Source organism: Streptomyces sp. NPDC001070, assembly GCF_053598835.1.
Genome location: NZ_JBSFLB010000009.1, coordinates 157,648 through 177,819, shown reverse-complemented (window position 1 = coordinate 177,819; position 20,172 = coordinate 157,648). Strand labels below are relative to the sequence as shown.

Here is a 20,172-nt window from a genome sequence, read left to right as displayed (position 1 = left end):
GTGGCCGGACGCCGGTCGGTAGTGTCCTCGTACACGGATTCGGGAGGGGCCATGGGACGGGCGGGACGACGACGGCGCATCGCTGCCTGGGTGCTGGGGCCGGTGGGGCTGGTCCTCGCGGTCGGCTCGGTGGCCCTGGTCAGGGCGGGCTACACCACGGCCACCATCTCGAGCCGGGCCATGGAGCCGACCTACTCCCCCGGTCAGCACGTCCTGTTCGAGCGGATCGACGGTGACGAGGTCCGGCGCGGCGACGTGGTGCTGATCGCGGCACCGGAACGCTACCAGGGCGGGCCGGTGCTGAAGCGGGTGATCGGCACGGGCGGCGACCGTGTGGCGGAGCGGAGCGGCGGACCGGTGACGGTGAACGGCAAGGAGCTGTCCGAGCCGTACGTCAAGAACGGCGATCCGTCGGGCGGCGCGCCCGCCTTCGACATCACGGTGCCCGGGGGGAGGCTCTTCCTGATCGGCGACTACCGCGCGGATTCCATGGACTCCCGCTATTTCCTCGGCGACGAGTCGGGCACGCTCCCCGCCTCAGGGGTACGGGCCCGGGTGCTCGAGGACCGCAGCGGCCTCATGGTGCTGGGCCTGGCGGCGCTGCTCGGCTTCGCGCTCGCGATCACCGGCCTGGTGCTCGGCATCCTCGCGCGGGTCGCACGGCACCGGGAACGGTACCCGGCCGCACCGGCGACGGCCCCCATCGCCTGGGGCCAGGTGCCGCCGGGCAGCTAGTGCGTGGATCAAAAGTGGATCTCGAGCACGCGATGGTCTTGATTCGTGGGGCGAGGAGATCTGACGGATGCGCAGTGGGCGTTGCTATAGCCGCTGTTGCCGAAGGGCAAGAAGCCGGGCCGGTCGGCGATACGGACCCGGCGACGACTGATCGACGGCATACGGTGGCGGACCCGGCCCATCAGCACGCTGCCGGGGCGAGGAAAAGGAGGACCTGCAAACGCGACCACGTCTCAAGCCCACACCGCCCTGACCACGGCGTGGCCCGCTGCAGCCGCCCGCCCGTAGAACCCTTGGAGGCGCCTGTGATGGTGGAGGAACTCCTGCCTGACCTGCGCCTCGTCCCAGCCGGACCAGACGAGCTTGGCACCGGCGACGTTCCACAGCTCGTCGAACGAGACACGTGCAAGGAAGCCTGCGGCCTGTGACACCCCAGGCGGCTCCAGAATCCCCAGGGGCGGGTTGGAGGGGTCGGCGTCAGCGCTGTGCGCCACGGGGCGGCCGCCGTAAATCGGCAGCTCCCAGGGCTTGTCGGCGTCTGCATCAAGGACATCGGCAGCGGCGTAGAGGTCATTGACGGCACCCCAGACCTTGTCGATCGAGACGGCGATGCCCGCTGCGTACTCGTCGGGGTGGTTCTCCCAAGCCTCCCACATGAACGCCGCAAGCCAGGTGTGGTCGTCCCGGATCTCGGATTCCGCGGCGGCGCGCATGTGCATGCGGATGCTCACGGCGACGGGTCCCCCCAGTTCGGCGGCCCGTCTGTCGGGCCGAAGGGACAGAACCTACTCGACGCCGGCATCCGGCGTCGCGGCGAAGGTGTCCGAAGCGGCGGCGAGGGGTCGGCTTTGCCGTACGTCGTCGACGCTGTCTTCGGCCGGCCGCTGGAATGACGTCGCAGAGGCAGCTCTTGTGGCCGCTTTGGCACCTTGCCGCCCCGGGGGGTTTCGCGCTGCGCGCGGGACCGGACGCCGGCCGGAACAAACCGGGCGATGTGCCTGTTTGCGCAGGACAGGCCAACTGGCACCGCGTCCCCCTCAGGTGCCGAAAGGAAAGGTTTACGGTCCGTGACTGCTTCGCTCTCCATTCTCGATCTCGCTTACATCAACGCCGGCGAGAGTGCTGTCGACAGCTTCCGGGCCAGTGTGGAGCTGGCGCGGCAAGCCGAGAAATGGGGTTACAGGAGAATCTGGTATGCGGAGCACCACAACATGTCCGTTGTCGGGTCGTCCGCGCCCAGCGTGCTCATAGCCCACGTCGCCGCGCAGACCCGTACGATCCGTCTCGGGGCCGGCGGTATCATGCTGCCCAACCACGCGCCGCTGTCCGTGGCGGAGCAGTTCGGGACCCTCGAGACGCTCTACCCCGGCCGTATCGACCTCGGGCTGGGCCGGGCTCCGGGCGGCGATCAGAAGACGCTGCGCGCCCTGCGCCGCGACTCGCGGTCCGGCGACACCTTCCCCGAGGACGTCCAGGAGCTGCAGGGGTACCTGAGCGGCCGGTCCCGGATCCCGGGGGTCGAGGCGACGCCCGGGAAGGGTACCGAGGTACCGCTGTACATTCTCGGCTCGTCGCTCTTCGGGGCAGGCCTCGCAGCAGCCCTCGGACTTCCTTTCGCTTTTGCCTCCCACTTCGCCCCCAGTGCCCTGGAGGACGCCGTCGCCCTGTACCGGCGGGAGTTCCAGCCCTCCGCGCAACTGGAGGAGCCCCATGTCATCGCCGGCGTGAACGTCGTCGCAGCGGCCACCGAGAAGGAGGCTCAGGAGCACTTTCTGGCCGCGAAGCGCCGCCGGGTGATCCAGTTGCTCGGCCGCGCCGGGGTGGACGTGCCTGCGCAGGCGGCGGGGACGGTACTCGAGACACCGGCCGGGAAGCAGGTGCTTCAGCACGTCGAGCAGGAGATGAGGTACAGCGCCGTCGGGGCCCCGAGCGGTGTGAGGGACTATCTGGACCGCTTCACCGGTCTCACCGGGGCCGACGAACTGATCGTGGCGTCCCTGGCAGTCGACCGGACGGCGTGGCTGAGGTCGGTGGAACTGCTGGCGGAGGTCAGCGGGCTGCCCGGCGCGTGAGCTCTGCGGCGGCGAGCGGGAGCGTGGCGTACGCCGGCCCGAGCCCACCGCAGAGCTGGATCGCCGCCTGCGCCCACTCCCATTCGGCCCCATGCGCCGTTCCTACGACGACGTACGGCGTTCCCTGACATCCTCGGAATCGTCCCGTGCCGTGCACCGCTGCCGGTACCAGGCCGCCGGATCACCTCCTTGCTCGGACTTCCAGCCGGGCGCCATCAGCGACGGCATCCCGCGGTACGCCCAGGTGCTCCTGCTCGACGTCCTCCGGACGCGGGCGCAGAGCAGCGGCTGCCTCACAGCGGGCGCCACCCCCTCCACGATCAACTTCGCGGCGAGGCATACCTCCTTTGATCTCGCGCTGGTGGACGTCTCTGCCGGGGTGACGGTCCGCAACCACTCCACCGCAGTGCAGGCGATCGCGGACCTGCAGGGCTGGTTCGGCTGTCCGCGGCCGGCGCACAGCCGGACGCCGGGCCCGGGGCACCATCCGCCTCCGGGCCCGGCGCCGTTCACGGCCTTCCTACTCGACGCCGGTGGCCACGTCCACCGCGCGCGGCCGCAGCGCCAGCCGGCCCGGCAGGGCGGTCGCGGGAACCGCCAGCAGGGCCGCGAGGGCGAGGACGCCCAGGTAGGGGAGCAGGCGCAGGTCCGGGGACGGGCTGCCGGTCATGCCGCCGCTGAACGCGGTGAGGACGGCGAGCGCGACCGCGGTGCCGAGCACGGTCGCCAGCACGACCACGGCCGCGGCCTCGCAGCCGAGCATGCGCAGCACCTGGCGGCGGGTGGCCCCGGCCAGTCGCAGCCGGGCGAACTCCCGCACCCGTTCGGCCGTCGACATCGCCAGCGTGTTGACCGCCGCGATCGCGGTGAAGACCAGGACCAGCGCCATGGCGAGGAACTGGGCCTCGGCGTTGGACCGCTGGACCCGCGCGGTCAGCACGCCGGAGGCGCTGCCGGGGGGCTGCACCCGCACCCCGGGGAAGCCGCGGACGGCGGCCGCCAGCACGGGGAGCCCGGTACCGGGCCGCGCCCGGACCAGGACCGCGGCGGACAGCGGGTTGTCGACGTGCCGCGAGATCAGGTCGTGGGACATCGTCAGGTCGCCGAAGCCCAGCCCCCGTGCGTACACCGCGGCCACCGTCAAGGTCACCGGCGTGCCGTCCCCCAGCGTCAGCCGCAGCGTGCTTCCCGGCCGCAGGCCGCGGGCGCGGGCGGCGGTCTCGCTGACCGCGACATCGCTCTTGCCGAACCCGGCCAGCGAACCGGCGACGACGTCCGGGTCCCAGGTGCCGGCGAGCGTCGACGGGGTGACGCCCTGCGCGGGGTACTTGTCGAGGCCGACCCGGACGGTGGTGCGCACCACCTCGGCGACGGCGGTGACACCGGGCAGCCGCCGTACGGCTTCGGCTGCGGCCGAGGGCACGCCCAGGCCGGCGGAGCTCAGCGTCCAGTCGGCGCGGGTGCCGGCGGCGACCTGCTCGTGTGCGGCGTGCCCGAGCGTGGACTGGGTGAACAGTACGGTCGACGCCATGGCGACGAGCAGCGCGAGCGGGGTGACCGCGGCCGCCGTCCGGGCGGCGTTGCCGCGCACGTTGCGCCGCGCCAGGACGCCGGGGAAGCGGCCGAGCCGCAGCGGACCGGCCAGCACCGCCGCCCCGGCCCGTACCAGGAGCGGGCCGAGCAGGGAGATCGCCGTGGCAAGGACCACTACGGCCAGGAACGTCACCGGGGTCGCGGCGGGTTCGGTGTCCAGCGAGGCGAGCACGCCCACGAGCGCGCCGCCGCCGGCGAGCAGCAGCAGTCCCGCGGCCGTGCGGCCGGCGGCGGGACGGCGCTCCACCGCGGCGTCGGCCAGCGCCTGGGCCGGGGTGCCCCCTGTGATCGGGCGGGCCGCGATCCGGGCGGCGGCCCAGGCACCCGCCGTGGTCGTGATGACGCCCGCGGCCATGGGGACGAGGCCGACGGCGGGCAGCAGCGTGGCCGGCACCGCGCCCGACGCCGTGAACCGCCCCAGGAGCCAGTGCGACAGCGGACCTCCGGCGGCGGCACCGAGGACGCCGGCCGTGGCGCCGACGAGCAGCGCCTCGCGGCCGATCAGCCGGCGCAACTGGCGGGAGGTGGCGGCGACGGTCCGCAGCAGGGCGAGTTCACGGTGGCGCTGCCGCAGGGACAGGGCGAACGTACCGACGACGACCAGTACCGCGACGAGCAGCGCCGTGCCGCCGATGGCGCCGCCCATGCTGACCAGACCGGTGCGGGCCCTGACCGCGTCGGGGAACTCCACCATGCCGCGGGAGTCACCGGTGCGGACCTGCGCCGTGGTGCCGGCGAGCGCCTGCCGCAGCGCGGCCGGGTCCGGCGTGCGGCCCGGCGCGGGCAGCACGCCGAAGGCCGTGACCTTTCCCGGACGGGCGGCCAGGCGTTCGGCCTCGGCCTGGCTGAAGAAGAGGCTGGTCTGGTCGGCGAGGCCGCCGGCGCGCCGCGCCGCGCCGGGGCCGGCGGGCGCGGCCACCCCGGTGACGCGGTACGTGCGCGGAGCCGCGGTCGACTGGACGGTGAGGCGGTCGCCGGGCGCCAGGTGCGCCCGGCGGGCCAGCGCGCGGTCGACGACGACGTCGCCGGAGGTCCGCGGGCGGTGCCCGGCGACCAGGGTGAACGGCGTCAGCCGCGCGGAGTCCCAGCCGTGCCCGTAGGAGGGGCCGCCCGCGCCGGGGGCGAGCGCCGCGGCGGGGAAGGTGAGGTCGGGAACCACGGCGCCCACGCCGGCGACCCGCTCGATCCTGCCCGCGAGGTCCGCGGGCAGCCACACGCGTTCAGCCAGCGGTTTGGCCTTGTGCTTGACCTTGGTTCTGCCCTTCTTGTGCCTCACCGTGATCGCGTGCACGTTCTGGTCGGCGGACACGACGACGGGAGCCGCGGCGTACCGCTCGGTGACGATCCTGCCGCGCAGACCGGTCTCCAGCAGGCCGCCACAGGCGGTGATCAGCGCCGAGGCGCAGAACAAGGCGAGGAAGGCGCCGAGGAAGCCACTCCTGCGCGCCTGCAGCGTCCTCAGCGCGAGGCGCATCAACATCGTGATCCGGTCCTTGTCGCAGCGGGAGCCGGACCGTGAACCGATGCCGGCGGCCGGGGTCGTCCGGCATGCCCTCAACGATGCTCGCCCCGCGCACGGGGCACACTGCGGCGGACCGGCGTCTCCGCCCTGGGGACAGCCCCCTACCCCGGTCACCTGAAGGGCCAACCACCAGCCAGCCGCGACCCCAACCTCTCCAGGGCAATACCTCTGGGCCCTGTCCGGCGGATCTTTGAACCGCCTCGTGTCCCGGTCCGTTCGCATGGTCAGGGGCGGGGCGATCTCACGGACAGCGAATGGGCGCGGATGCCGCGGAGTTCAACGCCGGGATGCCCGGCGCTGCCAGGACGCCCTCCGACACCCGGGCGCCGTGTGCCGTCGAGATCGACCACTGCGGACAGGTACACATCCGTACGGAACTTTCGCAACGGGCCCTGGCTCTTTTCGACGTCGAAGCGGCCCAGCCGGGAGCCCCCGGGCGCGCGAGGCACGGTCGAGCAGCGCGCTCAGGACGCGGCGGCCCGAGGTGCCGGGCGCGGGCCTCCGGCGGGAGGTCCCACAAGGTGCGGGAGTCGTGCAACCGCAGTCCCCAGGCGGTCGGTTCACGAAGTCGTCTCAGTTCCAGCCCAGGTTGACGGCGCGCGGACGGCGGGCCTGGCCGGAGCCGACGGTTTCCGTCCGGAGGACCGATCCGGGGCACCGGTCGCGGATGACGTCCACGGCGGCACCGTACAGCGGTCAGGCGCCGCGCAGGGCGTCGGCGAGGGGGCCGTCGCCGGTGACCTCGGCGGCGCCGTCCCGCAGGGACTCCGCGATGCCGCGGACGGCGCCCGCGGGCAGGGCGAGCACCGCGTCGGGGCGCTTGGCGGGGCCGTCGGCGTACGAGGGCGTCTCGCCGCCGAGTTCGATGTGGAAGGCGCCCTCGTCGAGGTGGACCTCGACCACCCCGGCGGTCGCCCCGGGGAGCGCGGCGAGATGGCGCATGAGGGGCACCGCGGCCCAGTGGGCGCGGACGGCGTCGGTGGGCCTGGGGTCCTCCAGGGCCGGCGCGCCCCACTCGGCGAGGGCGCCGAGCACGGGGAGCAGTTCCCGGCCGCGCCGGGTGAGTTCGTAGACGTACGCCGCGCCGGGGGGCGCGAGGCGGCGGCGGGTGACCAGGCCGTCGCGCTCCATCTCCTTGAGCCGGGAGGCGAGGACGTCGGTGCTGACGCCGGGCAGGTCGGCGTGCAGGTCGGTGTACCGGCGGGGGCCCGCCAGCAGCTCCCGGACGATCAGGAGCGTCCAGCGCTCCCCGACCGTGTCGAGGGCCCGGGCGACGGCGCAGTACTGGTCGTAACTTCGGCGCGGCATGATCCCCAGTGTAGACAAGTAGTTGGACTGTCCAAGCGGGAACTTGGTAAAACCAAGGACAGCAGCGTACGGAGCAGGTTCGCCGGACCGGGTCGGGAGGCCGTCGCATGGAGTACAAGCAGTCGAGCAAGCTGGCCGAGGTCTGCTACGAGATCCGCGGGCCGGTGATAGAGCACGCCAACGCGCTCGAGGACGCCGGGCACAGCGTCCTGCGGCTCAACACCGGCAATCCCGCGCTGTTCGGCTTCGATGCGCCCGAGGAGATCCTCCAGGACATCATCCGCACCCTCCCCTCCTCGCACGGCTACAGCGACTCGCGCGGCATCCTTTCGGCGCGCCGGGCCGTGGCCCAGCACTACCAGGAGCGCGGGCTGACCGACGTGGGGGTGGATGACGTCTTCCTCGGCAACGGCGTCTCCGAGCTGGTGCAGATGGCCGTCCAGGCCCTGGTCGACGACGGCGACGAGGTGCTGATCCCGGCGCCCGACTTCCCGCTGTGGACGGCCGTGACGAACCTGGCGGGCGGCAAGGCGGTGCACTACCTCTGCGACGAGCAGGCGGACTGGTTCCCGGACCTCGACGACATCGCCTCGAAGATCACCAGCCGTACGCGGGCGATGGTCATCATCAACCCCAACAACCCGACGGGCGCGGTCTATCCGCGCGAGCTGCTGGAGGGCATGCTCGACCTGGCCCGGCGCCACCACCTGATCGTCTTCGCCGACGAGGTCTACGACAAGATCCTCTACGACGGCGCGGTCCACCACACCGCGGCCCTGCTCGCCCCCGACGTGCTGTGCCTGACCTTCAGCGGCCTGTCCAAGGCCTACCGCGTGGCGGGCTTCCGCTCCGGCTGGCTGGTCGTCACCGGCCCCAGGCAGCACGCCAAGAGCTACCTCGAGGGCCTGACGATGCTGGCCTCGATGCGGTTGTGCCCCAACGTCCCCGCCCAGCAGGCGATCCAGGCGGCGCTCGGCGGGCGCCAGAGCATCAAGGATCTGGTCCTCCCCGGCGGCCGGCTGCACGAACAGCGCGACAAGGCCTGGGAGAAGCTGAACGAGATCCCCGGCGTCAGCTGCGTCAAGCCCAAGGGCGCGCTCTACGCCTTCCCCCGGCTGGACCCTGAGGTGCACCGGATCCACGACGACGAGAAGTTCGTGCTCGACCTGCTGCTCCGGGAGAAGATCCAGGTCGTCCAGGGCACCGGCTTCTCCTGGCCGCGTCCGGACCACTTCCGCATCCTGACCCTGCCGCGCGCCGACGACCTGGACGCCGCCATCAGCCGCATCGGCCGCTTCCTCGCGAGCTACCGGCAGTAGGGGAGGCCGGCCGCCCGGAAGGGAAACGGGGGCGGAGAGTGGGTGCGCTGCGATTCTTTTTACAGAAGAAGAAGAGAAGGAAGCACACCGCGGAGCCGCCCCCGCGTGCCGCCCACCCTAGCGCGGCGGACGGGCGCAGCCGCATCCGGTTTTCGTGCGGGCGGGACCGCGCACGGAGATGGGTGTAGGGGGCAACACTTCACCGGGCGGGGGTTTTCCCCACTCCCTGGGGAGGAGAAACCCGCCGCCGGTTCACCTGTCAGCCGGATGGGGCGGTGGCCCGCGGACCCATAGCGTCGAGGGCGAGGCGGTGGTGAGGATCCACCGCCCGGCATCGAGGGGGTTCGCAACCGTGGCAAGCGCACACGGCAGGGTACGTACCGAAGGGACGGTACGCGGCGGGCAGGGCATCGCCGCCGCCATGGGCGGCTGGAGCGCCCGCCACCGCTGGACGGCGGTCGGGAGCTGGCTGCTCTTCGTCGTACTCGCCCTGGTGATCGGCTCGATGGCCGGGCGGGTCGATCTGACGGACCGGGAGGAGGTGCCCGGCGAGTTCGGCCAGGCCGTCGCCATCCTCGACGACGCCGGGCTCAGTGACGGGCCGGCCGGCGAGATGGTGCTGGTCCAGTCGGCCGACGGATCCCTCAAGGCCACCGACCCGGCCTTCCGCGCCGTGGTCGGCGATGTCGTCACCGCGGTCAAGGGCACCGGCGAGGTCACCGCCGTCCAGTCGCCCTACGACATCGGGACGGTCTCCAAGGACGGCCGGTCCGCTCTGGTGAAGTTCGACATGCGCGGGGACCCGGACACCGCGGCGGACCGCGTCGAACCGGTCGTCGACGCCGTGCAGGGCGTCCAGGACGGGCACCGGGACCTGAAGGTCGAGCAGTTCGGCGAGGCCAGCTCGGAGAAGATCTTCAACGACGCCTTCGGCAACGACTTCCAGCGCGCCGAGTATTCGGCGCTGCCCGTGGCGCTCGGCATCCTGCTGATCGCCTTCGGCGCGCTGGTGGCGGCCCTGCTGCCGGTGGCGCTGGCGATGACGGCCTTCCTGGCGACGACCGGCCTGGTGGCCGTGGTGAGTCACGCCGTCCACATGAGCGACACCGCCAACTCCGTGATGCTGCTGGTGGGTCTGGCGGTGGGCGTCGACTACTGCCTGTTCTACCTGCGGCGTGAGCGCGAGGAGCGGGCGGCCGGCCACGACGCGCAGACCGCGCTGCGGATCGCCGCGGCCACCAGCGGCCGTGCGGTGCTCGTCTCCGGCGTGACGGTGATCGTCGCGATGGCCGGGATGCTCTTCACCGGTATCGGCGACTTCAAGGCGATGGGCCTGGCCACGATGATGGTCGTGGCCGTGGCGATGTTCGGCTCCGTGACGGTGCTGCCGGCGCTGCTGTCCCTGCTGGGCGAGCGGGTCGAGAAGGGCCGCATCCCGTTCCTGCGCCGCCGGGGCAGCGGGGCGGGTGGAGAGTCGCGGTTCTGGCGGGCGGTCCTCGGGGGCGTGCTGCGCCGGCCGGCGGTGTCGGCGGCGCTCGCCGGCGGGGCCCTGATCGCGCTGGCGGTCCCCGCGGTGGGCCTGAACACGGCGAACCTCACACTCAGCCAGGAGCTGGGCGACAGCCTGCCGATCGTCCGGGCGTACGAGGACATCAACACGGCCTTCCCCGGCGGACCGGACCCGGCCCAGGTGGTCGTCAAGGCCTCGGACATCACCTCGCCCGAGGTGCGTCAGGCCATCGACGCCTTCTCGAAGGAGGCCGTGGCCAAGGGAGCCTCCCCGGGCCCGGTGGAGACGGAGCTGCACGAGAAGGCCGGTGTGGCCGTCATCAAGGTGCCGCTGGCCGGGGGCACCGACGAGGAGAAGGCGGAGGCGGCGCTGAAGGTCCTGCGCGACGAGGTGCGCCCCGGCACCCTGGGCAAGGCGGCCGGCGTCACGGCGCCGATCGGCGGCTCGACCGCCGCGTCGATGGACTTCACCGACAAGATCGGTGACGCGGTGCCCCCGGTCTTCGCCTTCGTCGTGGCCTTCGCCTTCCTGCTGATGCTGCTCTCCTTCCGGTCGCTGACCATCGCGGTCACCTCCATCGTGCTCAACCTGCTGTCGGTGGGCGCCGCGTACGGCATCCTCACCGTGGTCTTCCAGCACGGCTGGGGTGCCGGCCTGGTGGGCGCCGAGGGAGTCGGCGCGATCGTGGCGTGGCTGCCGCTGTTCCTGTTCGTGATCCTCTTCGGGCTGAGCATGGACTACCACGTCTTCGTGGTCTCCCGGATCCGCGAGGCCAGGATGCGCGGGCTGACCACACAGGGCGCGATCCGGCACGGCATCACGACGACCGCCGGTGTGGTCACCAGCGCGGCGGTCATCATGGTGGCGGTCTTCGCGATCTTCGGCACGCTGTCCATGCAGAGCATGAAGCAGATGGGCGTGGGCCTGGCCGCGGCGGTGCTCATCGACGCCACCGTCATCCGCGGTGTCCTGCTCCCCGCGGTGATGGCCCTGCTCGGCGAGCGCAACTGGTACCTGCCCAAGTGGCTCGCCTGGCTGCCGGACATGACCCACGACGAGACCGCCATCGCGCCGGCCCCTGCGCCGCCGGCCGGCACGCCCGCGCCGGTCGAGCCTTCGGGCGTGGGCCGCTGATCCCGCCCGCCCCTCGACCGGCCCTCCGGCCCGGCTCCCGTGACCACGGGGGCCGGGCCGCGGTGTGCGACCCCCGGGCCCCGCGCCGTCGCTCAGCGGCCGGGGTAACCGCCCCCGCGGCGCGGGGTTATGGCCTCGTGCCCCGGGCGCTCCACCGCGGGCGCGGCCGGGGCCGTGGCCGCGCCCGCGGAGCCAGGGGCCCGGAACGGATCGAGGGCGGGTGCCGGACCGCGCACATGGAGCGGCGCGGTCCGGTCGGGATCGGAGAACAGATCTCGCTCTTCGTCTGAAGTCGACATGCTCCGCAGCGTATCCCGTGTTCGAATATCTGTGCGATCCCCCGAAAGGGTTATCGCCTCGGCCGCCCGAAGTGCCGGACCCGGGACGCGGGACGGCCCCCGGTCACGCTCCGGCGGCCCCGGCCCCCTCGGCGGCCTCCGCCGTCTCCACGCCCTCGGCGGCCTCCGCCGCGGCCTGCGCCTGCGCCGCGGCCTCGGCCTGCCGCGCGCGCTCCTGGCCGCGAGCTGCGGCGCGCCGGCCGTAGAGGATCGTCCAGGCGACGAGGACACCGGTGACCGCGTACGCCAGAACGGAGTTGACCGTCACCATGGCGGCCGTCGACAGCTCGTACGAGAGGCCGATCCGCGCGAGGGCCTCGACGACGTAGCCGACCCCCCACACGACGGTCATGGTGCGGATCACATGCCGGAAGCCCTCGTACTGCCACAGGCCGTCGAACCGCTCGGCACCCTCCTTGGTGCCGTCGGTGCCGAACTTGCGGCCGAAGTAGAACATGAGCGGCCGCGGCGCCAGCAGGCTGGCCAGGCAGACCACCCCGAACAGGCCGGTGACGGCGGAGTCCTTGACCAGGAGAAGCCGCGCGGAGTGCGGACCGGCCACGGTGACGATCAACGTGATCACCAGGAAGATCAGGGTGATGATCGCGAACTCGTCGACCTTGCGACGCCAGGCGAGGGTGACGACGGTGTCGAGCACCGGCCAGACCCCGGAGACGAGCAGGGCGGAGAACTCGCTCCAGTGCGCGTCGGTGAGCCGGTTGTACGTGATGATGGGCAGGACGATGTTGCACATGATCGTGAGCGCCCAGCCGAGCGCGGACGACAGGCGTGACCGTTCGGACACGGCTTCCCCCCGTAGTAGTGCCGAAGTCGCAGGGGAACGTATGCGCGACGCCGCCGCCCCGCCGGGGACTTTGCCCAGGCTTTGAGGACGGCGGCGCCACGGACACGACAGAGAACGGGGATTCGGCGCCCCCGCTCAGCCCTCCGGCGGCAGCTCCCCGGCGAAGGCCGCGGCGAGCCGCAGCCAGGGGGTCGCCTCCGCCTCACGGCCCTGCCGCTGGAGGGTGCGGCCCAGCATCAGGTGCGCGTAGTGCTCGACCGGGTCACGCTCGATGACCGCGCGCAACTGCTCCTCGGCGCGGCCGAGCTGGGCGGAGTGGTAGTAGGCGCGGGCGAGCAGGAGGCGCGGGGCGACCTGCTCGGGCACCTCGTCGACGACGGCCGTGAGCAGCCGGGCCGCCTCGGTGTACTCCTTGGCCTCGAAGAAGAGCCCGGCGCGCGCCCAGCGCTCCGCCGTGGTCTCCTCGTAGGACGCGAAGGACTCGTGGATGGTGGTGTTCACGAAAGCTCCTCTCCGGGTGCGGTGTGCGGCATGCGGCCGGCCTGCTCCAGGCCGAACCGGCCCCGCTCGAAGTCCTCGACGGCCTGTATGACCTCTGCCTTGGTGTTCATGACGAACGGGCCGAAGTGCGCGACGGGTTCGCGGATGGGGCGGCCGCCGAGGATCAGGACGTCGAGTGCGGGGGTGCGGCTGTCAGGGTGGTCGGTGGCCTCCAGGGTCAGGGTGTCGCCGCCGCCGAACACGGCGAGCTGGTGGGCGTCCAGCGGGCGCCGTTCGGCCCCGGCGCTGCCACGCCCGGACAGCACGTAGGCGAGGGCGTTGAAGTCCGGCCGCCAGGGCAGGACCAGCCGCGCGCCCGGGCTGACGGTGGCGTGGACCAGCGTGATCGGGGTGAAGGTGCTGCCCGGTCCGGCGTGGCCCCCGACGTCACCGGCGATGACGCGGACCAGGGCGCCGCCGTCGGGCGAGGACAGCAGTGCCGCCTCGGGGCCCTCGATGCTCTGGTAGCGCGGGGCGTTCCACTTGTTCGCCCGGGGCAGGTTCACCCACAGCTGGATGCCGTGGAAGAGCCCGCCGGAGACGACCAGCTCCTCCGGCGGCGCCTCGATGTGGAGGATGCCGCTGCCGGCCGTCATCCACTGGGTCGCGCCGTCGGTGATCACGCCTCCTCCGCCGTGCGAGTCCTGGTGCTCCACGCGGCCGTCGATCATGTACGTGACGGTCTCGAAGCCGCGGTGCGGGTGCCACGCGGTGCCCTTGGGCTCGCCCGGCGCGTACTCGACCTCGCCCATCTGGTCCATGTGGATGAACGGGTCGAGCTCACGCGTCGGGACGCCGGCGAAGGCGCGGTACACCGGGAAGCCCTCGCCCTCGAAACCCTGCGGGGCCGAGGTCACCCGGCGGACGGGGCGCTGCTCGGCGGTCACCGGGTCGGGCTCGGTGACACGGGGAAGGAGCAGGGTGTTCTCCACGGTCACGGCAGGCATGACACCCTCCACAGGAGTCTCGGCGGGCCCGGGCTCGGACCCGTACGGCTGATTTAACATTCAATCAACCGTTTCCATTCCGGGCCCGGCCGGCCGGGTCAGAGGCCGAAGCGCGGGCGCTCGGCCTCCGGCACCAGGTCCACGTACTCGGGGTGCTTGCCGATCCACCCGCGGATGAACGGGCAGAAGGGGAGCACGGCGAGCTTCCGCTCGCGGGCCGCGTCCAGCGCGGCGCGGGCGAGCGCGCCGCCGAGGCCCCGGCCCCCGAAACGGGGGTCGACCTCGGTGTGGATGAACGCGATCTGATCCCGGTACAGGTGGTACTCGGCGAAGCCTGCCTGCTCCTCGGCACCCCCCTCCTCCACCGCGTCGAAGATCTCGAAGCGGGACTTGCCGGGGTTGTCCGCGACGCGCGGTGCCATGGTCTGCCTCCTATTCGGGCCGCAGGGCGGCCAATTGCTGCTCGAACGGCACGACGGTATCGGCCGCGCCCGCATGGGTGGACGGCCGCGTCACCAGCAGCGCCGCCAGTTCGCCCGCGGAGCGGGCGATACGGGTCGGCAGGGTGTCGGTGAGCGGGTCGCCGCTGCCGCCCCAGTCCTCCGAGGCGGCGTACACGGCGGTCGGGACGACCACGGCCCGCAGATAGGCGAACAGCGGCCGCAGCGCGTGCTCCAGCGCCAGCGAGTGCCGGGCCGTGCCGCCGGTGGCACCGATCAGCACGGGCTTGCCGGACAGCGCGTCGTTGTCGACGACGTCGAAGAACGACTTGAACAGTCCGCTGTACGAGGCGGTGAAGACCGGCGTCACGGCGATCAGGCCGTCCGCCTCCGTCACCGCCCCGATCGCCTCCGCCAGGGCGCGGCCGGGAAAGCCGGTGACCATGTTGTTGGCGATGTCCACGGCCAGGTCGCGGAGCTCGATCACCCGCACGTCGACCGTGCGGCCGTCGTCCGCGACGGCCTGCCGTACGGCCTCGGCGAGCCGGTCGCCGAGCAGCCGGGTGGACGACGGCGAGCTCAGGCCCGCCGAGACGACCACGAGCTTCAAGGGCGCGTAGGTCACTTCGCGGCCTCCGTCTCCTTCGCCTCCAGCACCTCCGCGTCACGACGGGCGAGCAGCGACGCGTGCGTCGGAGCCTCCGGCACACCCGCGGGGCGGCCCTTGGCGAACTCCTCGCGCAGCACCGGCACGACCTGCTCACCGAGCATGTCGATCTGCTCCAGCACGGTCTTCAGGGGCAGCCCGGCGTGGTCCATGAGGAAGAGCTGACGCTGGTAGTCGCCGGCGTACTCGCGGAAGCTCAGCGTCTTCTCGATGACCTGCTCCGGCGAGCCGACGGTCAGCGGGGTCTGCTCGGTGAACTCCTCCAGCGAGGGACCGTGCCCGTAGACCGGCGCGTTGTCGAAGTACGGCCGGAACTCGCGGACGGCGTCCTGCGAGTTCTTCCGCATGAACACCTGACCGCCGAGGCCGACGATCGCCTGCTCCGGGGTGCCGTGGCCGTAGTGCGCGTAGCGCGAGCGGTACAGCTCGACCATCCGCTTGGTGTGGCCGGACGGCCAGAAGATGTTGTTGTGGAAGAAGCCGTCGCCGTAGTACGCGGCCTGCTCGGCGATCTCCGGCGAGCGGATGGAGCCGTGCCAGACGAACGGCGCCACTCCGTCCAGCGGCCGCGGCGTGGAGGTGAAGCCCTGCAGCGGGCTGCGGAAGCGGCCGGACCAGTCGACGACGTCCTCGCGCCACAGCCGGTGCAGCAGGGCGTAGTTCTCGATCGCCAGCGGGATGCCCTGCCGGATGTCCTGGCCGAACCAGGGGTAGACCGGCCCGGTGTTGCCGCGCCCCATCATCAGGTCGACGCGACCGCCGGCCAGGTGCTGCAGCATCGCGAAGTCCTCGGCGATCTTCACCGGGTCGTTCGTGGTGATCAGCGTGGTGGAGGTCGACAGGATCAGCTTCTCGGTGCGGGCGGCTATCCAGCCCAGCATCGTCGTCGGCGACGACGGCACGAACGGCGGGTTGTGGTGCTCGCCGGTCGCGAAGACGTCGAGCCCCACTTCCTCCGCCTTCAACGCGATGGCGGTCATCGCCTTGATCCGCTCGTGCTCGCTCGGCGTCCTGCCGGTCGTGGGGTCGGCGGTCACGTCACCCACAGTGAAGATCCCGAACTGCACCGGCCTCACCCTCCTCCGTCGTCTCGCAATGTTGTTGACTATTCAACCACCTTCTCCAACGGGATGTCCGGCCGGCCTATTCCTGCGCCGGTGGGGGGTGCCCGGCAGCCGGTGGGTCCGACCGCGGGGCCCGGCCGCGGCGGGGCGGGAGCGTGGGCGTGGACGTGGAGCGGGCTCCCGCGGGGTCTGCGCGGAGGGCGACCGCCGGCCGCCCGGCGTGGGGCATGCGGCACGCCCCCCGCCGGGGCGGGCCGGGGTGCCTCCGGGGACAGGCGCCGCACGCCAATGGCACCTGTGGGGTTCACGGGGCGGTTGAGACACGGAGGGTCGACCGTAGCGGATCACATGAGTGAAAGGCGAATTACGTTCACGAGTGGGTGAAAAGTGCGTATCTGGCTGGATAAGAACCCCTCCGGCAGAGCACTCTCAGGGCGCGAGCCCGAAGTACGCCGCCCCCCACGCGCCCTCTGCGACGCTCCCCCGCCCCGCCCTCCGAGCCGAAGTCCGTTCCTGACACATGAGCCACGTGATGCTGCCCCCGAAGCCCACCGCCCTTGACGCGCGTTCCGCGGCGGGCCTCGTCCGTCAGTGGCGCAGGGCCGCGGAGCCCGAAGCGCTCGCGGCGGCATACGACGCGCTGGCCGGGGTGGGGCCGCTCGTGCCGACGTCCTGGGGCGCGCTCCTGGTGACCGGCTACGAGGAGTGCCGCCAGGTGCTCACCGGACGCGTCTGGCTCACCCTGGGCGCCCGGTGGCGCGACGCCCACCGCCCCGGCTGGCGCGAGAGCGCGGGCACGGTCGGGCTGTGCGAGACCCCTCTGCAGCAGGATCCGCCCGAGCACACCGCGCGCCGCCGCCCGCTCAACGCGGTGCTGGCCCCCCGGATCGTGCGTGAGGCGGCCGAGCGGCTCGTGGAGCCGCTCACCGACCACTGCGTACGGGAGTTCGCCGCGGCCGTGCGCAGTGAAGGCGCCGCCGACGTCGTCACGCGGGTCTGCCGCCCGCTGCCGACCGCCGTCCTTGCGGAGATGGCCGGACTGCCGGCGTGGATCGACCGGGGCTGGCTCGCCGCCGAGAGCGCCGCCATGGTGCGCGTGGAGGAACTCGCCGCGCCGCCCAGCGTCGTACGGCGGGCGGACGCCGCCGCGACCGCCCTGCTCGGCGCCTACGACCGGGCGCTGGACGAGCGCCGGCGGCACCCCACCGGCGATCTGCTGTCCCGGTGGGCCGCCGAGGACCCGGCCGGGGCCCGCTATCTGCTGCTCACGCTGTTCTCCGCCGGGGTGCCCACCACGGCGGCACTGCTGGGCGCGGTGGCCCTGGCGCTCGCCACGGAACCCGTGCTTGCCGCAAGGATCCGCCAGGACCCGGAGTTCGCCGGCCCGCTCACCGACGAGCTGCTGCGCTGGGACCCGCCGGGCCGGGTGGTGACCCGCGTGGCCGGTGCGGACACGGAGCTGGGCGGCCGTCCGGTGCCCGCCGGGCAGGTCGTCCACGCGCTCATCGGCGCCGCGCACCGCGACCCGGCGCTCTTCCCCGACCCGCACGCCTTCGACCCGGACCGGCCGGCGCAGCGGCTGCTGGTCTTCGGCGGGGGCCTGCACTACTGCCTCGGGTCCCATCTGGCCCGCGCACAGGCCCTCGTCTTCGCCCGGGCCCTCGCCCGGGAGCTGCCGGGCGCGCGGGCGGCCGCCCCGCCGGTGCGGCACGCCGGGCCGAGCATGGCCGACATCGCCCGGCTGACCATCCACTCGCCCCTCACCTAAGGGAGACCGAAGGCCAGTGACCGAAATCCATGACGCCACGGACGCGTTCCGCAAGGACCTGTCGTCGTCGACCTTCGTGCGGGCCATGGTGGAGACGGGTATCCGGCCCTTCTACCGCCCGATGCACACGGCGGGCGACGGCGAGGCCGTCATTGAGGGCCGGGAGGTCGTCATGGCGGGCTGCAACGACTACCTGGGCCTGTCCACGGACCCCCGGGTGACGGCCGCCGCCGCCGAGGCGCTGACCCGCTACGGCGCCTCCTGCTCCGGCGCGCGCACCCTCAACGGCACCCTCCCGCTCCACGGGGAACTGGAGCGGCGGATCGCGGACTTCCTGGGCACCGAGGCGGCCGCCGTGGTCACCACCGGCTTCCAGGCCAACCTCGCCGTCGCCGCCCTCCTGGGCCGCGGCGACATCGTGTTCAGCGACATGTCCAACCACGCCTCGCTGGTCGACGGCATCCGGCTCGGCGCCGCCCGCCGCGTCCTGTACCCGCACTCCGACACCGCGCGGCTGGACATGCTCCTGGACCAGGCCTCGGCCGCGGAACCGGCCGCGGGCAGGGTCATCGTCACCGACGGCATGTTCTCCATGGACGGCGATCTGTGCCGGCTTCCCGAACTCACCGGGCTGGCCGCGCGGCACGGCGCCCGCCTCGTCGTGGACGGCGCGCACGACATCGGGCTGCTCGGCCCGGGCGGGCGCGGTGTCGCCGACCACTTCGGCCTCATGGACCGGGTCGACCTGTTCACCGGCACCCTGTCCAAGTGCTTCGGCTCCACCGGGGGCTTCCTCGCGGGGCCCGCGCACGTCATCCACTATCTGCGCTACAGCGCCCGTTCCATCCTCTTCTCCGCCTCGATGCCGCCGGCCGCCCTCGCCGCCGGGATCGCCGCGCTCGGCGTCGCCGAGGCCGAGCCGTGGCGGCGGCGGCGCGTGCTCGCCCTCGCGGACGCGCTGCGCGAGGGGCTGCGCGCCCTCGGCTACGACACGGGGAACTCGGTCACCCCGGTCGTGCCCGTGCTCGTCGGGGACGCCACCGACTGCGCCCGCATGTGGCAGGCCCTGCTCGACGAGGGCGTGTTCACCAACGCCGTGGGGGCCCCCGCCGTCCCCGAGGGCCAGTGCGTGATCCGGGTGACGGTCCAGGCCACCCACTCCGACGCCCACCTCGAGCGGATCCTGGGCGCCTTCGCCGCCGCCGGCCGCCGGGTCGGCCTGATCCCGGAACTCCCCTCCCAGGCGGCCGCCCGGTGAACGCGATCACCGTCACCCCCGTCGAGGGCCGCGCCGCCACCACGGCCTTCATCCGGCTCCCGTACGCCCTCTACCGCGACGACCCGCACTGGGTCGCGCCGCTGGAACGCGAGATGCGCGCCTTCCTCGACCCGCGCCGCAACCCCTTCTTCGACACCGCCGAGGCGCGCCTGTTCCTCGCCCGTCGGGGCGACCGGGCCGTCGGCCGGATCGCGGCCGTCTCCGACCCCCGCTTCCAGGAGCGGCACGACTACAAGTGCGGCCACTTCGGCCTCTTCGAGTGCGCCGACGACCTCGAGGCCGCGGCGGCGCTCTTCGACGCGGCCGCCGCCTGGCTGGGCGAGCGCGGCCTGACCCGGATGCTGGGCCCGCTCAGCTTCTCCGTGAACGACGAGTGCGGGCTGCTCGTCGACGGCTTCGACGGGCCGCCGAGCGTGGGCATCCCGTACAACCCGCCCTACTACGCGAACCTGCTGACCGGCTGCGGCTTCGCCAAGGCCAAGGACCTGCTGTCCTGGCTGGTGCCGATGCCTCCCGACGGCGAGCCGCCCGCCGCGATCGCCCGGGTCGCCGCGCGCACCCTGGCCGACCCCGCCGTGCGGGTGCGGGCGCTCGACCCGGACCGCTACGAGGCCGACATGGCCGCCATCAAGGAGATCTACAACGACGCGTGGGCCGAGAACTACGCCTCGGTCCCGCTGACCGAGGCCGAGTTCCGGCACATGGCCGAGCAGCTGAGGTCGGTCGTCCGGCCGGAGCTGGTGCGGATCGCCGAGGTGGACGGCGAGCCCGCCGCCTTCACGCTGTGGGTGCCCGACGTGAACCAGGCGCTGCGCGGCACACGGGGCAGGCTCACCACCTGGGGGCTGCCGATCGGCCTGCTGCGGGTCAGCCGGGCCATGGGGCGCGTCACCCGCGTCAGGGGCGGCACGTCGGGCGTCAGAAAGGAGCACCGCAGCCGCGGGCTGGTGGCCGTGCTGCTCGCCGACGCGCAGCGCGCCGCGTTCCGGCTCGGCTACACCGAGACCGACCTTTCCTGGATCCTGGAGGACAACCGCGGCTCCAACCGGCACGCCCAGGCCATGGGCGGGGTGCACTTCAGGACCCACCGGCTGTACGAGCGCGACGGCGGCGGTCTGCGGTGAGATACCT

The 20,172-nt window shown here is 72.9% G+C and carries 17 protein-coding genes; 7 read left to right on the top strand and 10 right to left on the bottom strand.

The features are described 5' to 3' along the window. Positions 1–51 precede the first annotated feature (51 nt). A complete protein-coding gene (gene lepB, locus ACWDAS_RS13840; protein ID WP_450389513.1) occupies positions 52–735 on the top strand; it encodes a signal peptidase I in 684 nt (227 codons plus the stop codon). 233 nt (positions 736–968) lie between these two features. On the opposite strand, the gene ACWDAS_RS13835 is transcribed toward lepB, so the two are convergent. After that, positions 969–1,466 (bottom strand): DUF1877 family protein, encoded by a 498-nt coding sequence (locus ACWDAS_RS13835; RefSeq protein WP_450389511.1) that lies wholly within the window; start codon positions 1,464–1,466, stop codon positions 969–971. 336 nt (positions 1,467–1,802) lie between these two features. Here ACWDAS_RS13835 and ACWDAS_RS13830 point away from each other — a divergent pair, with 336 nt between their 5' ends. Next, entirely contained in the window at positions 1,803–2,807 is a 1,005-nt protein-coding gene (locus ACWDAS_RS13830) for an LLM class flavin-dependent oxidoreductase (protein WP_450389509.1), read from the top strand. A 520-nt stretch (positions 2,808–3,327) separates the two neighbouring features. Here ACWDAS_RS13830 and ACWDAS_RS13825 read toward each other — a convergent pair. Together ACWDAS_RS13825 and ACWDAS_RS13820 are read right to left on the bottom strand one after the other, a co-directional pair. Beyond that, complete coding sequence (locus ACWDAS_RS13825) at positions 3,328–5,880, bottom strand: FtsX-like permease family protein (RefSeq protein ID WP_450389507.1); 2,553 nt, start codon at positions 5,878–5,880, stop codon at positions 3,328–3,330. A 738-nt stretch (positions 5,881–6,618) separates the two neighbouring features. Further along, positions 6,619–7,230, bottom strand: coding sequence for a winged helix-turn-helix transcriptional regulator (locus ACWDAS_RS13820; protein WP_450389505.1), 612 nt, complete (start codon positions 7,228–7,230; stop codon positions 6,619–6,621). A gap of 107 nt (positions 7,231–7,337) precedes the next feature. Between ACWDAS_RS13820 and ACWDAS_RS13815 the strand changes: the two genes are divergently transcribed. Both ACWDAS_RS13815 and ACWDAS_RS13810 read left to right on the top strand, forming a co-directional pair. Beyond that, positions 7,338–8,549 carry a pyridoxal phosphate-dependent aminotransferase gene (locus tag ACWDAS_RS13815; protein WP_450389503.1) on the top strand — a complete coding sequence of 404 codons (1,212 nt, stop codon included), beginning with the start codon at positions 7,338–7,340 and terminating at the stop codon, positions 8,547–8,549. A gap of 421 nt (positions 8,550–8,970) precedes the next feature. Further along, the gene (locus ACWDAS_RS13810) at positions 8,971–11,193 is read left to right on the top strand and encodes an MMPL family transporter (RefSeq protein WP_450389608.1); all 2,223 of its coding nucleotides are present in this window, start codon (positions 8,971–8,973) and stop codon (positions 11,191–11,193) included. 92 nt (positions 11,194–11,285) lie between these two features. Here ACWDAS_RS13810 and ACWDAS_RS13805 read toward each other — a convergent pair whose 3' ends face one another. The 7 genes from ACWDAS_RS13805 to ACWDAS_RS13775 all read right to left on the bottom strand — a co-directional run bounded on the left by ACWDAS_RS13805 (position 11,286) and on the right by ACWDAS_RS13775 (position 15,997). Then, on the bottom strand, positions 11,286–11,492 hold the full coding sequence (locus ACWDAS_RS13805) for a hypothetical protein (protein ID WP_450389502.1): 207 nt from the start codon (positions 11,490–11,492) through the stop codon (positions 11,286–11,288). 103 nt (positions 11,493–11,595) lie between these two features. Further along, complete coding sequence (locus ACWDAS_RS13800; RefSeq protein ID WP_450389500.1) at positions 11,596–12,336, bottom strand: VC0807 family protein; 741 nt, start codon at positions 12,334–12,336, stop codon at positions 11,596–11,598. A gap of 135 nt (positions 12,337–12,471) precedes the next feature. Further along, entirely contained in the window at positions 12,472–12,837 is a 366-nt protein-coding gene (locus tag ACWDAS_RS13795; protein WP_450389498.1) for a tetratricopeptide repeat protein, read from the bottom strand. Beyond that, positions 12,834–13,823, bottom strand: coding sequence for a pirin family protein (locus ACWDAS_RS13790; protein ID WP_450389496.1), 990 nt, complete (start codon positions 13,821–13,823; stop codon positions 12,834–12,836). The genes ACWDAS_RS13795 and ACWDAS_RS13790 overlap by 4 nt, the downstream gene beginning before the upstream one ends. A 98-nt stretch (positions 13,824–13,921) precedes the next feature. Then, a complete protein-coding gene (locus ACWDAS_RS13785; RefSeq protein WP_450389494.1) occupies positions 13,922–14,245 on the bottom strand; it encodes a GNAT family N-acetyltransferase in 324 nt (107 codons plus the stop codon). A 10-nt stretch (positions 14,246–14,255) separates the two neighbouring features. Next, the gene (locus tag ACWDAS_RS13780; protein ID WP_450389492.1) at positions 14,256–14,888 is read right to left on the bottom strand and encodes an FMN reductase; all 633 of its coding nucleotides are present in this window, start codon (positions 14,886–14,888) and stop codon (positions 14,256–14,258) included. Beyond that, entirely contained in the window at positions 14,885–15,997 is a 1,113-nt protein-coding gene (locus ACWDAS_RS13775) for an LLM class flavin-dependent oxidoreductase (protein ID WP_450389491.1), read from the bottom strand. The genes ACWDAS_RS13780 and ACWDAS_RS13775 overlap by 4 nt, the downstream gene beginning before the upstream one ends. A gap of 517 nt (positions 15,998–16,514) precedes the next feature. Between ACWDAS_RS13775 and ACWDAS_RS13770 the strand changes: the two genes are divergently transcribed. From ACWDAS_RS13770 to ACWDAS_RS13760, 3 genes are read left to right on the top strand one after another with little or no spacing between them, the layout of a single operon-like run. Then, positions 16,515–17,762 carry a cytochrome P450 gene (locus ACWDAS_RS13770; RefSeq protein WP_450389489.1) on the top strand — a complete coding sequence of 416 codons (1,248 nt, stop codon included), beginning with the start codon at positions 16,515–16,517 and terminating at the stop codon, positions 17,760–17,762. A gap of 16 nt (positions 17,763–17,778) precedes the next feature. Then, positions 17,779–19,020: an aminotransferase class I/II-fold pyridoxal phosphate-dependent enzyme gene (locus tag ACWDAS_RS13765; RefSeq protein WP_450389487.1), complete on the top strand. Its 1,242-nt coding sequence runs from the start codon at positions 17,779–17,781 to the stop codon at positions 19,018–19,020. Next, positions 19,017–20,165 carry an N-acetyltransferase family protein gene (locus tag ACWDAS_RS13760; RefSeq protein WP_450389485.1) on the top strand — a complete coding sequence of 383 codons (1,149 nt, stop codon included), beginning with the start codon at positions 19,017–19,019 and terminating at the stop codon, positions 20,163–20,165. The genes ACWDAS_RS13765 and ACWDAS_RS13760 overlap by 4 nt, the downstream gene beginning before the upstream one ends. Positions 20,166–20,172 lie beyond the last annotated feature (7 nt).

Bases quoted from the DNA above. Each gene is read 5' to 3' on its own strand.
- lepB (WP_450389513.1), top strand. From the start codon at position 52: ATGGGACGGGCGGGACGACGACGGCGCATCGCTGCCTGGGTGCTGGGG.
- ACWDAS_RS13825 (WP_450389507.1), bottom strand. From the start codon at position 5,880: ATGTTGATGCGCCTCGCGCTGAGGACGCTGCAGGCGCGCAGGAGTGGC.
- ACWDAS_RS13820 (WP_450389505.1), bottom strand. From the start codon at position 7,230: ATGCCGCGCCGAAGTTACGACCAGTACTGCGCCGTCGCCCGGGCCCTC.
- ACWDAS_RS13815 (WP_450389503.1), top strand. From the start codon at position 7,338: ATGGAGTACAAGCAGTCGAGCAAGCTGGCCGAGGTCTGCTACGAGATC.
- ACWDAS_RS13810 (WP_450389608.1), top strand. From the start codon at position 8,971: ATGGGCGGCTGGAGCGCCCGCCACCGCTGGACGGCGGTCGGGAGCTGG.
- ACWDAS_RS13805 (WP_450389502.1), bottom strand. From the start codon at position 11,492: ATGTCGACTTCAGACGAAGAGCGAGATCTGTTCTCCGATCCCGACCGG.
- ACWDAS_RS13790 (WP_450389496.1), bottom strand. From the start codon at position 13,823: ATGCCTGCCGTGACCGTGGAGAACACCCTGCTCCTTCCCCGTGTCACC.
- ACWDAS_RS13785 (WP_450389494.1), bottom strand. From the start codon at position 14,245: ATGGCACCGCGCGTCGCGGACAACCCCGGCAAGTCCCGCTTCGAGATC.
- ACWDAS_RS13770 (WP_450389489.1), top strand. From the start codon at position 16,515: ATGAGCCACGTGATGCTGCCCCCGAAGCCCACCGCCCTTGACGCGCGT.